The organism is Mycobacterium sp. UM_Kg27, from assembly GCF_000972905.1.
GTDB lineage: Bacteria > Actinomycetota > Actinomycetes > Mycobacteriales > Mycobacteriaceae > Mycobacterium.
Map to the genome: position 1 here is coordinate 54347 of NZ_JRMM01000005.1, position 14776 is coordinate 69122.

The 14776-nt window shown below is 67.0% G+C and carries 14 protein-coding genes and 1 tRNA gene; 9 read left to right on the forward strand and 6 right to left on the reverse strand.

Annotation, left to right across the window (positions count from 1 at the left end):
• Positions 1 to 12: 12 nt before the first annotated feature.
• Positions 13 to 813, forward strand: a complete 801-nt coding sequence (locus LI94_RS01785; RefSeq protein WP_239651128.1) for a maleylpyruvate isomerase family mycothiol-dependent enzyme — start codon at positions 13 to 15, stop codon at positions 811 to 813.
• A complete protein-coding gene (locus LI94_RS01790; protein WP_046300102.1) occupies positions 810 to 1553 on the forward strand; it encodes a DsbA family protein in 744 nt (247 codons plus the stop codon). Before LI94_RS01785 ends, LI94_RS01790 begins: the two co-directional genes overlap by 4 nt.
• A gap of 191 nt (positions 1554 to 1744) precedes the next feature.
• On the opposite strand, the gene LI94_RS01795 is transcribed toward LI94_RS01790, so the two are convergent.
• Positions 1745 to 1818, reverse strand: a tRNA-Met gene (locus LI94_RS01795).
• A gap of 161 nt (positions 1819 to 1979) precedes the next feature.
• Here LI94_RS01795 and LI94_RS01800 point away from each other — a divergent pair.
• From LI94_RS01800 to LI94_RS01810, 3 genes are all read left to right on the forward strand, one after another.
• Positions 1980 to 2213 carry a hypothetical protein gene (locus tag LI94_RS01800; RefSeq protein ID WP_046300103.1) on the forward strand — a complete coding sequence of 78 codons (234 nt, stop codon included), beginning with the start codon at positions 1980 to 1982 and terminating at the stop codon, positions 2211 to 2213.
• A gap of 75 nt (positions 2214 to 2288) precedes the next feature.
• The gene (locus LI94_RS01805; RefSeq protein WP_192830888.1) at positions 2289 to 3188 is read left to right on the forward strand and encodes an oxygenase MpaB family protein; all 900 of its coding nucleotides are present in this window, start codon (positions 2289 to 2291) and stop codon (positions 3186 to 3188) included.
• Positions 3189 to 3190: 2 nt separating this feature from the next.
• Entirely contained in the window at positions 3191 to 3997 is an 807-nt protein-coding gene (locus LI94_RS01810) for an oxygenase MpaB family protein (RefSeq protein ID WP_239651129.1), read from the forward strand.
• 30 nt (positions 3998 to 4027) lie between these two features.
• On the opposite strand, the gene LI94_RS01815 is transcribed toward LI94_RS01810, so the two are convergent.
• A complete protein-coding gene (locus LI94_RS01815) occupies positions 4028 to 6988 on the reverse strand; it encodes a UPF0182 family protein (protein WP_046300104.1) in 2961 nt (986 codons plus the stop codon).
• 56 nt (positions 6989 to 7044) lie between these two features.
• Complete coding sequence (locus tag LI94_RS01820) at positions 7045 to 8064, reverse strand: PDZ domain-containing protein (protein WP_024443686.1); 1020 nt, start codon at positions 8062 to 8064, stop codon at positions 7045 to 7047.
• 100 nt (positions 8065 to 8164) lie between these two features.
• Here LI94_RS01820 and LI94_RS01825 point away from each other — a divergent pair, with 100 nt between their 5' ends.
• Positions 8165 to 9502 carry a zinc-dependent metalloprotease gene (locus LI94_RS01825; RefSeq protein ID WP_046300105.1) on the forward strand — a complete coding sequence of 446 codons (1338 nt, stop codon included), beginning with the start codon at positions 8165 to 8167 and terminating at the stop codon, positions 9500 to 9502.
• Here LI94_RS01825 and LI94_RS01830 read toward each other — a convergent pair.
• Complete coding sequence (locus tag LI94_RS01830) at positions 9499 to 10374, reverse strand: 1-acyl-sn-glycerol-3-phosphate acyltransferase (protein ID WP_046300106.1); 876 nt, start codon at positions 10372 to 10374, stop codon at positions 9499 to 9501. The two genes, LI94_RS01825 and LI94_RS01830, sit on opposite strands and share 4 nt — an antisense overlap.
• 47 nt (positions 10375 to 10421) lie before the next feature.
• On the opposite strand from LI94_RS01830, the gene LI94_RS01835 reads away from it, so the two are divergent.
• From LI94_RS01835 to LI94_RS01845, 3 genes are read left to right on the forward strand one after another with little or no spacing between them, the layout of a single operon-like run.
• Positions 10422 to 10997 carry a TetR family transcriptional regulator gene (locus tag LI94_RS01835; RefSeq protein ID WP_046300107.1) on the forward strand — a complete coding sequence of 192 codons (576 nt, stop codon included), beginning with the start codon at positions 10422 to 10424 and terminating at the stop codon, positions 10995 to 10997.
• A gap of 40 nt (positions 10998 to 11037) precedes the next feature.
• Positions 11038 to 11907: a TOMM precursor leader peptide-binding protein gene (locus LI94_RS01840; protein ID WP_046300108.1), complete on the forward strand. Its 870-nt coding sequence runs from the start codon at positions 11038 to 11040 to the stop codon at positions 11905 to 11907.
• Positions 11908 to 11962: 55 nt separating this feature from the next.
• Positions 11963 to 13318, forward strand: coding sequence for an AarF/UbiB family protein (locus LI94_RS01845; RefSeq protein WP_024443681.1), 1356 nt, complete (start codon positions 11963 to 11965; stop codon positions 13316 to 13318).
• Positions 13319 to 13330: 12 nt separating this feature from the next.
• Here LI94_RS01845 and LI94_RS01850 read toward each other — a convergent pair whose 3' ends face one another.
• Together LI94_RS01850 and LI94_RS01855 are read right to left on the reverse strand one after the other, a co-directional pair.
• Complete coding sequence (locus tag LI94_RS01850; protein WP_024443680.1) at positions 13331 to 13576, reverse strand: WhiB family transcriptional regulator; 246 nt, start codon at positions 13574 to 13576, stop codon at positions 13331 to 13333.
• Between the two features lie 314 nt (positions 13577 to 13890).
• A partial coding sequence (locus LI94_RS01855) for an ATP-dependent DNA helicase UvrD2 (protein ID WP_046300118.1) occupies positions 13891 to 14776 on the reverse strand: 886 nt, incomplete at its 5' end.

The window sequence follows — 14776 nt, forward strand, 5'->3', positions numbered from 1 at the left end:
AGGAGAATGGCTTTGAACACACCGGACGCCGGCAGCGTGGACAGAATCTCCGCCGCCCTGCGGGACTGCTACGCCGCGATAGAGAGTCTGTGCACCGATCTCAGCGACGCCGAGTGGGGCGCTCAGTCACTGTGCCCGGACTGGACGGTTCGTGACGTGATCAACCACGTCACCAGCATCGAGGCGGCAATGGCAGGGTGGCTGCCCGGTGACGATCGCACCCCGCCGCCGTTCGACAAGGCCGCGGACTTCCTGCGCGACGCCGACACCGACACCACCGCGTACCGCGAACTGGTACGCGCCATCTACGACCGTCGCCGACGCGACCTGGCCACGTTGTCCGACGCGGATCTGCTGCGGCCGTCGTGGACTCCGGTCGGCCCCGCCACCTACGGCAGGTTCCTGGAGATCCGGGTCTTCGACTTCTGGGTGCACGAACGAGACATCACCACCCCACTGGGCCGCACCACCGACGACGCGAGCCTCGGCGCCCAGATCGCGCTGGCGGAGGTGGCCGGTTCCTTGGGCTACATCGTCGGCAAGAAAGTGGGCCTCCCCGACGGAAAAAGCATCACCTTCGATCTCACCGGACCCATCCCCCGCCAGTTGCACGTTGCCGTGGACGGTCGAGCCAAAGCTGTTGATCAACTGGATAATCCGGATGTCACGGTGGTCACCGATTCCACAACCTTCATTCAACTGGCGTGCGGGCGCATCGATCCGCAGGCCCAGATCGACTCCGGCGCCATCACCTGGAAAGGCGACACCGAACTCGGCGACCGCGCCGCCCGCAACCTGAGGTTCACGATGTGACCAGTCGCCCGGATTTCGTCGACTTCCACTTCGACGTCATGTGCCCGTATGCATACCAGACGTCGCGGTGGATCCGGGAAGTCCGCGACCGCACGGGCCTCACGGTGAACTGGCGCTTCTTCAGCCTGGAGGAGATCAACCGCCAAGAAGGCAAGAAGCATCCCTGGGAGCGCGAGTGGTCCTACGGCTGGTCGATGATGCGCATCGGCGCACTGCTGCGTCGCCGATCGATGGCCGACGTCGATGCCTGGTACGAGCGCGCCGGCCGCGCTCTGCACGTCGAGGGCCGCAAGCCGCACGAAAAGGCGGTCGCCCGCCGGTTGCTCGAAGAGCTCGGATTCGATCCCGCACTCGCCGACCAGGCGATCGCTGACCCGACAACCAGCGACGAAGTACTGACCGACCATCAACGCGTGGTCGCCGCCAGCGGCTACGGGGTACCCACGCTGTTCTTTCCCGACGGGCAGTGCCTGTTCGGGCCGGTGCTCATCGACCCGCCCACCGGCGACGCTGCCCTGCGGCTCTGGGACGCCGTGGTCGGCTGGACCGAGTTTCCGCAGCTGTACGAACTGCAGCGACCGAAGACTCCTGCCGACGAACAGCGCATTGCCGAGACCTTCCGGCCCTATCTGGAGGCCCGCGACTGGGTGTCGATCAACCGCGGAGAGGTGGTCACCTTCACCGAGCCGGAGCACGGGAGATCCGCGTCAGGGACGGTCTGTTCACCGCCTACCACGTGAACCGAATTGGCAGACGGCCCACGATGTCCTGATGCCCGGCTCCAGCTATGCCGGGCTGCGCAACTACCACGGTGTCATGCTCGACATCGGCACCCAGCTGATCCAGCGCTGGGATGGCTGCGTCGCGCATCGGTCGAGACCCATGAACGAAAGTGGCCCCCAGGCTTGCGCCTGGGGGCCACTCTCTTTAGTAGCGGGGACAGGATTCGAACCTGCGACCTCTGGGTTATGAGCCCAGCGAGCTACCGAGCTGCTCCACCCCGCGTCGGTATGTACGACACTACCGAACGGGTGCCCACGCCGCCAAATCGCCTGGTCTGGCGTCGCCGCCGTCACCCGACCAGCGCCGAGTCACCTCCTCCTTGTCGGCCCAACCCCGCTATGCCATGCTGCATTCCGGGGCCAGAACAGCGGGAGGGGCAACCGATGCCCGGATTTCTCGACGGCGTCGGCCGCCTGCTCAATTACCGGATGCCCGTCGGTGAGTTGATCGGCCTGGGCCTGATCCTCGGGACGCCGTACCTGACCGTCGGATTGATCTGGACGCTGACCCACACCGGCGCGCTGCACGGTCTGCGAGGGTTGGACCTCGTGGTGTCCCTTCTCGGATCGATCGTGGCTTGGCCGGTGCTGCTGATCGCTAACGTCTGTATGCAGTGACGGCAAGGCGTAACCCCGCCCGCAACATCGGAGGCCGCTCGGATGATGTTTTTGGTACGGATCATCGATCTGGCCATGAGAATGCTCGGCGTCTCCCCCAAGTCACCTTCCCTGCACGCGGGCGAAACCCGGATCCACATAGGCCAATACACCCCACGCTTCGACGATGGTCCCGTCGATCTGACTGAGGCGCTGGATTTTTGGTCTGCGGCCGCAGCAGCCGCCAACGTCGTCATGCAGTTGAGCATGCCCGGGGTCGGCCACGGCGTCGTGGAGAGCCGAGTGGAATCCGGCGCGCTGATGGAGCATCCCTGGAAGCGGCTGCGCACCACCGCCCAGTACATGGCCGTCGCCGTATTGGGCAACGATCAGGAACGCACCGCCTACCGCGACGCGGTCAACGTCGCACACCGGCAGGTGCGCTCGACCGGAGACAGTCCGGTGCAGTACAACGCCTTCGATCAGGATCTGCAACTGTGGGTCGCCGCATGCCTGTTCGTCTTCTACGAGGACACCTATCAGCTGCTGCGCGGCAAGATGTCTCAGACCCAGGCGGAGGGCTTTTATCGCCACGCCTGGCCGCTCGGCACCACCTTGCAGGTCACCGCCGACCAATGGCCGTCCACCCGCGCCGAATTCGACACCTACTGGAACACCACCTGCCAGACCCTGGCGATGGACGACGTCGTCCGCGACTACCTCATGCGGCTGGTCGACCTGAAAATGATCAGCCCGATCTTGCGGGTGCCCCTGGCGCCCCTGCTGCGGTTCCTGACAATCGGCTTTCTGCCTCCGCACTTTCGTGAGCTACTCGGCGTGCCCTGGTCGCCGACTGAGCAACGCCAGTTCGAAAACCTGTTCCTGTTCGTATCATTCGTGAACCGCTTCATTCCCCGATTCATCCGAACCGTCAACTACACCGTGCTGATGGCCGACGTTCGCTATCGCATCCGCCGAGACAAGGCACTGATCTGATCATGGCTGACCACAACGACGACGGCCTGGGGCCCAACAGCATGCTGTGGCACTTCCTGGCCGACCGGCGCTACCTTTTCGTGCTCCCCAGGGCGGTGTGTCTGTTGCTGTTGCATCCCGGCATTGCCGCCGGCATCAACGAGCACGCCCTCATGCGCAAACGCATTTGGCTACACAAGAAACGCACCTTCACCCAGGCCGTCAACTACGCCTACACCGACGTGGACATGCGGCCCCAGATGCGGTTCTCCCACGAGCATGTCAAGGGCGTCGACAGTCTCGGGCACAAGTACCACGCACTGAATCCCGACACGTTCCATTTTCAGCACAGCGCTTATGTCGAGTCCCTCGTCGTCATGGTGAACACCTTCATTCGTCGGCTCGACACCGACGAACATGAGCAGCTCTACCAGGAGTGCTGCGCGTGGTATCGCCGATATGGCGTATCGACGCGGCCGATGCCCGCGACCTGGCCAGAATTCGTCGAATACTTCGAAGATTACTGCCGCTCGCACCTGATGGCCGGCGAACACTTCGAGCCGTTCCGCGAGCAGATTTTCGCCCCCACCGACTGGTGGATGCGCACCGTCCCCCACCCGGCCATCCGCGCCCTGCAGCACCCCCGCGCCGTGGAACTCACCGGGATCACCGTCAGCGCCGCCGACCGATGGTCACTGCGACAGTTCGTCCGATTGGCTCAGCTGTCCGCACTGACCCCTAGACACCACTGGAACGCCAAGGCACGCGCCGCACTCAGCACGGCGGCACAACACAAGCCGACAATGCCGCCGGGCGCCACGCGTCGCTGACACCACGCGGCGCCTGAGCGCCGCGCACGCTTACTTGGCGCTGTTGAACTTGGCCATCGCGTCGTCGAGGCGTTGCAGCGCTGCACCGTAAGCGGCGAAGTCACCGCGGTGCTGGGTATCGCGCACTGCGTTGAGCGCCGATTCGACCTCGCGCAGCGCCGCGGCTTTGGCCGGAGACAACGCGACCTCGGCAGCCGGGGGCGTCGGCACCGCCGCAACAGGCGGGGTCGCCGATGGCGGCGTCCCCTGCGTGGCAGCGCCGCCGTCGGTGGGTGCGATATCCGTGGCCGCTGCACTGGCACCCGGCCCGAACAGCCCGGTCAGCGCATCGGAGACTGTCGGCCCATAGCCGATCTTGTCGTTGTACATCATCGCCACCCGGATGAGCCGTGGGTACGACGACGAGGCATCGCTGGAACCGGGTGAGGCATAGACCGGTTCGACGTAGAGCAGTCCGCCCTGCGCCACCGGCAGGGTCAGCAGGTTGCCCCACCGGATGCGGTTCTGATTGTCGCGCCCGATCACACCGAGGTCTTGGCTGACCGTGGTATCGGTGGTGATCGCGTTATTGGCCAGCTTGGGCCCGTTGACCTGGCCAGGAATGGTCAGCACGGTGATCTTGCCGTAGGTGTCTGGATCCGAGCTGGCGCTGATGTAGGCGGCCAAATAGTCGCGCTTGAACCGGTTCATCGCACTGGTCAGCTGGAACGACGCCGAATTGTCGCCCTTGGCAAGGTTTTTCGCGACGATGTAGTACGGCGGCTGGAAGCTGCTGGCGGTCGGGTTGGGGTCCAGCGGCACATCCCAGAAGTCGGATGTGGAGAAGAACGTCACCGGGTCGTTGACGTGGTACTTGGCCAACAGCATGCGCTGCACCTTGAACAGGTCCTCGGGGTAGCGCAGGTGATCGGCGAGCTCGGGTGAGATCTCGGCCTTCGGTTTGACCGTGCCGGGGAACACCCTCATCCATGCCTGCAGTACCGGATCTTGCTCGTCCTGGGCGTACAGGCTCACCGTGCCGTCGTAGGCGTCGACCGTTGCCTTGACCGAGTTACGGATGTAGGACACCCGCCGGTCCGGCAGCAGCCGGTTGAACTCCACCTCTTTGGAATCCGCAGTGGCCGACGACAGCGACGTCAGCTCCGAGTAGGGGTAGTTGTCCAGCGTGGTGTAGCCGTCGATGATCCACACCAGGCGCTTGTTCACGATCGCCGGATACACCGTGGAGTCGGTGGTCAGCCAGGGCGCCACCGCCTGCACCCGGCTGGCCGGGTCGCGGTTGAACAGGATCTTGCTGTCCGCGCCGATCACGTTGGAGAACAAGAAGTTGCGCTCAGCGAACTTCGCGGCGAACACGCTGCGGGCCAACCAGTTTCCGACGCCTACCCCGCCGGCACCGGTGTAGGTGTAGTTCTTGGTCTCGGTGTTGGTTTCGTAGTCGTACTCACGGTCGGCCCCGTTGCGGCCGACGATCGCGTAGTCGGCGGCGGTGTCGGCGATCACCGGCCCGTAGTAGACGCGCGGCTGGTCGAGACGGGCCGGTCCGTCGGAGACGACGCCACCGTTGGCTCCGACGACGTTGACCAAGAACTCCGGGTATCCACCGTTCTGGTTGGGATCGTTGGCGATGCCGCGCACGGTGTTGGCCGGCGAGGCGATGAGCCCATTGCCGTGGGTGAACACGGTGTGCCGGTTGATCCAGTCGCGCTGATTGTCGATCAGTCGATCCGGGTTGAGCTCGCGGGCGGCGACCACATAGTCACGCAGCTGGCCCTCGTCGTCGCGATAGCGATCGATGGTGAGCTGGTCGGGGAAGAAATAGAAGTTCTTGCCCTGCTGAAACTGGGTGAACGCGGGGCTGACGATGGTGGGGTCCAGCAGCCGGATGTTGGAGGTGGTGGCCGCATCGGCGCCCACCTGCGCGGCCGTGGCGCGTGCGTCACCGCGGTAGTCGCGGTAGGTGACCAAATCCTCGGTCAGACCGTAGGCCTGCCGGGTCGCCGTGATCGAGCGGGAGATGTACTCGCTCTCCTTCTGCGCCGCGTTCGGCTTGACACTGAACTGTTCGACGATCAGTGGCCAGCCCGCGCCGACCACGACCGACGACAGCAGCAACAGCACCAGCCCGATCGCTGGAATCTGCAAGTCGCGCAGCACGATCGCCGAGAACACTGCGACCGCGCAGATCAGCGCGATCGCCAGCAGGATCATCTTGGCCGGCAGCACCGCGTTGATGTCGGTGTAACCGGCTCCGGTGAACGGTTTGCCGGTGCGGGTATGGCTGAGCAACTCGTAGCGGTCCAGCCAGTAGGCGCCGGCCTTGAGCAGCACCAGGGTGCCGATCAGACTGACCACCTGGATGCGGGCCGGGCGGCTCAGGGCGCCGGCCCGGCCGGACAGCCGAATGCCGCCGAAGATGTAGTGCGTGGTCAGGTTCGCGATGGTGGCCAGGCACAGCGTCGCCAGCAGCAACCCCACCACCAGCCGGTAGAACGGCAGGTCGAAGGCGTAGAAACCCAGATCCTTGCCGAACTGCGGATCGGTGATCCCGAAGTCACCGCCCCGCAGGAACAGCTGGATACGGACCCAGTAGCTCTGCGCGACGATGCCGGCCAGCACCCCGATGCCGGCCGGAATTCCGAACCCGAACAGCCGCAGCCGCGACAGCACCGTGGTGCGATACCGCGCCACCGGGTCGTTGACGCCGTTGCTGGGCACGAAGACCGGCCGGACCCGGAAGGCGGTGGCCATCGCGGCGAACACGATCCCGCCGACCAGCAGTGTCACCACCACGAACGTGATCAGGCGGGTCAGCAACGTCGTGACGAACACCGAGCGGTAGCCCAGCTCGCCGAACCACAACCAGTCGACATAGCCGTCGATCAGCCGCGGCCCCAACAGCAGCAGCGCGATCACGACGAAGGCGCTGCCGACCATGATCCGGCTGCGCGCGGTCAATTTCGGCATCCTCGCAGTGGGCCGCATCCCCACGTGCCACGCTCCCTAGCTCAGTTGTCCCTGACGGCCCCACTGTAGCCAACGAACACTCAGCAAGAGGGCGGCTGACCTCCGTCGGTGATGGTTCGCAGCGCGCCCACCGCCTGGGCGAGGCTGTCGACTTTGACCAGTTGCAGTCCCTTGTCGTCGTTTCTGGCCTCGTAGCAGTTGTCGGCCGGGACCAGGAACACCGTCGCGCCGGCCTCGCGGGCCGCCATCATCTTGTGCGTGATCCCGCCGATCGCGTCGACCTGGCCGTTGGCCTTGATGACCCCGGTACCGGCCACGAAGTTCGGTCCGGCCAGGGTGCCGGTGGTGAGCTTGTCGACGACGGCCAGCGAGAACATCAGCCCCGCCGACGGGCCGCCGATGTTGGCCAGGTTGAAGTCGATGGTGAACGGCGCCCACGGGGCATCGAGGACGGACACCCCCAGGAATCCGTTGGGGCGGTCCTTGTTCTCTCCGAGCGTAATCCGCGCCGTACCGGGTGCGGCGTTCTTGCGCCGGTAGTCGATGGCAACCGTCTCGCCGGCCTTGGTGTCGGCCAGTCTCGCGGTGAACTGCTGCACGGTGTACACCGGTTCGCCGTTGACGGCGTCCACAGCGTCGCCGCGCTGCAGCGCGCCGGCTGACGGCCCCGGGTCCTGGACGTCGGCGAGGGTGACCGCCGACGGGTAGCGCAGGTAGCCCAGCGCGGCGTACTCGGCACTCTGCTCGGACGCGCGGAAGTCGGCGTCGTTGCTCTCGTCGACTTCCTGGCGGGACTTGCCGGGCGGATAGACCAGGTCACGCGGCATGAGCTGCTCGCGTCCGGACAACCACAGCGCCAGCGCCTCCCCCAGCGTCAGACCGTCGCGCTGGGAGACCGTGGTCATGTTGAGGTGGCCGGTCGTCGGGTGCGTGGTGGTCCCCTCGATATCGACCACCTGCTTGCCGTCGATCATGCCGAGGGTGTCGAACGTGGGACCCGGCCCCAACGACACGAAGGGCACCGTCACCGCCGTCAGCAGCACGCCGAACGCGACCACCGGCAGCACAGCCGCCAACAGCGTCAGAATCCGCCTGTTCACCCCGGGTATGGTAAACGGCCATTGCCCAGGCGGTAACGGCCCGACCACTGGCGGCCGTGTGTCGTACCGCCGGACGTTGCCGGTGGGTACGGTTGTGTCTATGGCTGATCTGCCCTTCGGTTTTTCTTCCGGGGACGACCCCGACCGCGAGCGAGGCTCCGGGCCCTCCGACCCGTTCGGGATGGGTGCTGGTTTCAACATGGCCGATCTGGGCCAGGTTTTTACCCAGCTCGGGCAGATGTTCAGCGGTGCCGGCCGGGTCAGCGCCGACGGCCGACCGGCCGGGCCGGTGAACTACGACCTGGCGCGACAGGTCGCGATCAAGTCGATCGGTTCGGTCGCGCCCGTCACCTCCTCGACCGCGACCGCCATCGGCGATGCCGTGCACCTGGCTGAAACCTGGCTTGACGGGGCGACTTCGTTGCCGGCCGGCACCACCAGTGGGGTCGCCTGGACGCCGGTGGACTGGGTCGAGCACACCATGACCACCTGGCAGCGCCTGTGTGACCCGATGGCCGAACAGGTTTCGTCGGTGTGGGCGTCAGCGCTTCCGGAAGAGGCCAAGAGTATGGCCGGCCCGTTGTTGTCGGTGATGTCGCAGATGGGTGGGTTGGCGTTCGGTTCTCAATTGGGCCAGGCGCTGGGACGGTTGTCCGGAGAGGTGCTGACCTCGACCGACATCGGCCTGCCGCTGGGGCCCAGCGGAGTGGCCGCGCTGCTGCCCGGCGCGATCGAGGAATTGGCCGGCGGATTGGATCAACCACGCAGTGAGATCGTCACCTTCCTGGCCGCCCGTGAGGCCGCCCACCACCGGCTGTTCACCCACGTGCCGTGGCTGTCCAACCAGTTGCTCAGCGCGGTGGAGGCCTACGCCCGGGGCATGAAGATCGACATCCGGGGTATCGAGGAACTGGCCCAGGGGTTCGATCCGGCGGCGCTGACCGATCCCTCGGCCATGAATGAACTGCTCAACCAGGGCGTGTTCGAGCCCAAGTCGACCCCCGAGCAACTCGTGGCACTGGAACGGCTGGAGACCCTGCTGGCTCTGATCGAGGGCTGGGTACAGACCGTGGTCAATGCTGCGCTGGGCGACCGGATCCCGGGCACCGCCGCGCTCTCGGAGACGCTGCGCCGGCGGCGCGCCACCGGCGGCCCGGCCGAGCAGACGTTCGCCACGCTGGTCGGTCTGGAACTGCGCCCGCGCAAATTGCGCGAGGCCGCGGTGCTCTGGGAGCGATTGACCACGGCGGTCGGGTCGGATGCCCGCGACAAAGTGTGGCAGCATCCCGATCTGCTGCCCGAGTCCGCCGACCTTGACGAACCGGCGGCGTTCATCGACCGGATCATCGGCGGCTCCAGCGACATCGACTCGGCCATCGACCAGGCGATCGCGGAGTTTCAGCGCGAGGCCGGTAAGCCCGACGACACCGACGGCTAACGCCCCCTGGCGGCGTCGGGTGGCGAGATGGCCTGCCGCCACGCCAGGGGATTGAGGTGGCGGTAGGGGTCCTTCGCGCGGACGTCGAGCAGGTCAGCCAAGATCCGCTCGAGCGACTGCTGCGCCCTGTCCCGCACGGTGGCAACCCATTCCTCGTTCGCGACGCGGGCGAGTTTGGCGGTGTCGATGGGCGCGCCGAAGCGCAGGTACATCCGCTGCGGTCGCGGGATGAGGGTTGGGCCGATGCCGCGCTGCAGTGGCATGGCCATCTCCGGCGGACCTGAAAGCCGTCGCGACAGCGCCACACTGAAGCGCTCCCAGCTGCCACCGCGAGGGCTCAGACTCCGGTAGACGTCATCGCCCCCCACCAGTCCGACCGGCACGATCGGATAGTCGTGTTCGACTGCGAGGCGCGCGAATCCGGTGCGGCCCTGCCAGCGCAGGGAGTACTCCTCCCCCTTGAACTTGGGAATCTCGCGACCACCGCCGGGGAATACCAGGATGGGCTCGTTGCGGAGCATCAGTTCGCGGACCGGTTCCGGGGCGCCCACCAGGGCCCCCGCAGCGGCGAGCAGATCTCGGGCCGGACCCCGCATGCGCCCGAACTGCCGATCCGTCAACGGCCGTACGCGTTGGCCGATCGCCCGCCGAACATGGAACGGAATCAGCAGAGCCTCCACACTGGTCTGAGTGTGGTTGCCCACCAAGAGAAATCGACCATCACGGGGAAGGTTGTCCAGGCCTGCGACGTAGGGTCGGTACGCCTCGACAACGGGCGTGACCGCATCGGCGACGGCCTCCACAGCGCGCCGCATGGCCTCGACTCGCGGCGGCTGGTTCAGGATCGCGTGGGTGTCTTGGAGGACGTGCATGCCCTCACATTACAGAACGAACTAGTTCGTATGGTTATGATCTTGCTGTGCGAAGGAGCACTTCCGAGCTGCGCGGCCAGATCCTTGACGCTGCCCGCGCCGAGTTCGCTCGCCATGGTCTTGCCGGATCGCGCATCGATCGCATCGCCCGCGCGGCGCAAGCCAGCAAAGAACGTCTCTATGCCCACTTCGGCGACAAGGAGGCACTGTTTCGGGAAGTGGTGGCCACCGACGTGGCGGCCTTCTACCGGTCGGTCACCCTTCGCCCCGACGCGGTGCCCGAATTCGCAGGCGATGTCTACGATTTGGGCAGAAGCAGCCCCGAACACCTGCGCATGATCACCTGGGCCCGCCTGGAAGGGCTGGCCCTCGACGAACCCCAGGCCGACGGGCAGCCGATCTTCGAGCACGCGGTCACCGCCATCGAAACCGCCCAGGCCGGTGGCCACGTGGACAGCTCCTGGGAACCCCTCGACCTGCTCGCCCTGCTGTTCGGCATCGGCCTGGCCTGGGTCCACTCCCCCGAGCCGTACGAGACCCTCACCGACCCCGCCGTCATCGCACGCCAACGCCGCGCCGCCGTGGAGGCCGCGCGGCGCATCGCTTCGCGCCCCTGTGGATGACGGAAGGATCGACGCCGGCCGACATGGCAGGGTCACCTGCGTGAACAGGGTTGGTTCCGAGACCTCCACCTACACCCTCGATCCGGCGCTGCCGGTGCTACTGCGCCCCGACGGTGCTGTCCAGGTGGGCTGGGATCCGCGGCGCGCCGTACTCGTGCGGCCACCCCGCGGGATGAGCACCGCTGCACTGGCCGCCGTCTTACGGACGATGCAGATCCCGACCACGGTCGCGGCGCTGCGCCATGAGGCCGCCCAACACGGCCCGGTGGACGCCGCCGAGCTGGACGACCTGCTGGTCGAGCTGGTGGCGGCACGTGTCGCCGTCCGCGGCGCCGGGCCGCGCCGTCAGGGCCGCACCGTCTCGCTGCGGGTGCACGGACGCGGTCCCCTGTCGGACCTGTTGGTCGAATCGCTGCGCTGCTCGAGCGCCGTGGTCCGGCACAGCAGTCATCCGCACGCCGCAGTCAGTGCCGCCGGGACCGATCTTGTGGTGCTGGCCGACTTCCTGGTTCCCGATCCACGGCTGGTACGTGAGCTGCACGCCGCGCGGGTGCCGCACCTACCGGTGCGGGTGCGCGATGGCACCGGAATGGTCGGCCCGCTGGTCCTGCCGGGAGTCACCAGCTGTCTGCGCTGCGCTGACCTGCACCGGCGAGACCGGGACTCGGCATGGCCTGCGGTGGCCGCGCAGCTTCGCCACACCGTCACCCACGCCGACCGGGCAACCGTACTGGCGACCGCGGCGCTGGCACTGAGCCAAGTCGAACGGGTGATCGCAGCGGTGCGCGGAGCCGCAACCGGCCCGGACCTGGCTGCTCCGCCGACCCTCGACTCCACCCTGGAGCTGGATTTGGCCACCGGATCGATGCTGACCCGGCGCTGGGTCCGCCACCCGTTATGTGATTGCTGACGTCACGATCGCCACTGAGAATTGTCACCGCGGTGACCGGCACCACAACAACGTCATGGATGATGGACGCGTGTCAGAAATCAAACGCGGAAGCGCAGCGCGCAATGCGAAGCTGGCCAGCCTGCCGGTCGGCATCGCCGGCCGGGCAGCACTCGGGTTCGGGAAGCGGCTGACCGGCAAGTCCAAGGACGAGGTCACCGCCGAGCTCATGGAGAAGGCGGCCGACCAGTTGTTCACCGTGCTCGGTGAACTCAAAGGCGGCGCCATGAAGGTGGGCCAAGCCCTGTCGGTGATGGAAGCGGCCATCCCCGAGCAGTTCGGCGAGCCCTACCGGGAGGCGCTGACCAAGCTGCAGAAGGACGCCCCGCCGCTGCCTGCCGACAAGGTGCACCGGGTGCTTGACGCACAACTGGGCACCAAATGGCGGGAGCGCTTCACCGAGTTCGACGACACCCCCATCGCCTCGGCCAGCATCGGGCAGGTGCATAAGGCGGTGTGGGCCGACGGCCGTCCCGTCGCGGTCAAGATCCAATACCCCGGCGCCGATGAAGCGCTGCGCGCCGATCTCAAGACCATCCGGCGGTTGACCGGCATCTTCAAGCAGCTGGCACCCGGTGTCGACGTGAAGGGCGTCGTCGACGAGCTCATCGAGCGCACCGAGATGGAGCTCGACTACCGGCTCGAGGCCGACAACCAGCGCATCTTCGCCAAGGCCTACGCCGGGCACCCGCACTTCCTGATTCCGAACGTGGTGGCAAGCGCCCCCAAGACGGTCATCCAGGAGTGGATCGACGGCGTCGGAATGGCCGAGATCATCCGCAACGGCACCGTCGAACAGCGTGACCTGATGGGCACCCGTCTGGCCGAATTCACCTGGGACGCGGCGCGCCGGCTGGAACTGATCCATGGCGACGCCCACCCGGGCAACTTCATGCTGATGCCGGACGGCCGGATGGGCGTGATCGACTTCGGTGCAGTGGCGCCGATGCCCGGCGGGTTCCCGCCGGAACTGGGTGCCTCCGTGCGCTACGCCCGGGACAAGGACTACGACAAGGTCATCGAGACCATGCGCCGGGGCGGCTTCATCCAGAAGGGCCAGACCGTCTCGGTGCGCGAGATCGACGAGATGCTGCGCCAGCATGTCGAGCCGGTGCAAGTCGAGGTTTTCCACTACACCCGCAAGTGGCTGATGCGGATGGCCGGCAAGCAGCTGGAACGCCCGGTCGAGCAGCTCAAGACCGCCCGCCAGCTAGACCTGCCGCCCAAGCTCGCGATGCCGATGCGAGTCCTCGGGTCCACCACGGCGATCATGTGTCAGCTCGACGCCCACGTCCCGATCAAGCGTCTCTCCGAGGAATTGGTGCCGGGCTTCGCCGATCCCGAAGACGTCGCGGTCGGCCCGTCGGCCTGATGCTGCGGCCGCTCACGCGGCCACCGGCTCCCTACGCGGACGGCCCCGCGGCCGCTTACGGCCAATGACGTTGCCCCGGTCGAGGATCTCGCCGCCCCACACACCCCACGGCTCGGCGCGCTGCAACGCCGCCGCCAGGCACTGCTGGCGGATCGGGCACTGAGCACACCGTGCCTTGGCCCGCTCCAGATCGGCCGGGTCGTCGGCGAACCACAGGTCGGGATCGCTGTGACACGGCAACTTCAGGGTTCTCGACATGGTGTGTACCTGCTTTCCGGTCGGTTCGTGAGGGTCGGATCCGGGCCGGTCGGCGGGCTGCCGAGCAAAAAATAATGGCCACGGATCCTGGTTGGGTCCGTGGCCATCGGGGGCGGGGGCTGCTGTTAGGGCGAACCCCGATGCACGGACGCGTCTACGGCGGCGGCGGCATGGCGCACCGCCGCCTCGGCAGCGGCGGCATGGCGCGCGCCGGCTACCCACAGGACGCTGATCGTGGTCATGGGGTCCGAGGCTAGCCGCTCGACCCACCGACCCACAACCGAATTACGACCGGCAGTGGCCGGACCCCGGTTTCAACCCCGGTTGCGGACCAGCTCCAGCACATCGGAGCCGAACTGTTCCAACTTGCGCGCTCCGATGCCCGGGATGGCCACCAGGGCGGCCTCGTCGCCGGGCAGCATCTCGGCGATCGCGGTCAAGGTGTTGTCGGAAAAGACGATGTAGGCGGGCACTTTCAGTTCGGTGGCAGTGCGCAGACGCCAGTCTTTGAGCGCCACCAGCAACTCGGTGTCGACATCGGCGGCGCAGGTCTCGCAGCGGCTGAGCATGATGGCCGCCGGGGTGGCCAGTGCCTTGTTGCAGATGCGGCAATGCTTCGGGGCGCCGCGGGCCCGGCGCTTGGTGGGGGTGGTGGCGGCGTCGGCCTGCGGGGCGATACCGCTGAGGAACCGCGACGGCTTGCGGCCGGCCCGCCCGCCCGGCGCGCGGGCCAGCGCCCAGCTCAGCGTGAGGTGGATCCGGGCCCGGGTGACGCCGACATAGAGCAGCCGGCGCTCCTCTTCGACGGCCTCGCTGTCCGCGCCGTGCGCCAGGGCGTGCGAGATGGGCAGGGTGCCATCGGCAAGGCCCACCAGAAACACCGCGTCCCACTCCAGGCCTTTGGCGGCGTGCAGGGATGCCAGCGTCACACCCTGCACGGTCGGCGGATGCCGGGAGTCGGCGCGCATCCGCAGTTCGGTCAGCAGCGCGGGCAGGTCGAGATCGGGGCGTTGGGCCACCTCGTCGTCGGCCAGTTCCGCCAGCGCGCCGAGCGCCTCCCAGCGCTCCCGGGCCTTGGCCCCGCTCGGCGGTTCGGCGGTCAGACCGAGCGGTTCCAGAACGGCCCGCACGGTTTGCGACAGCGGCCCGTCGACGCCGCGTTCGGAGGCCCGCTGCAAGGCCTGTCTCTTATACACATCT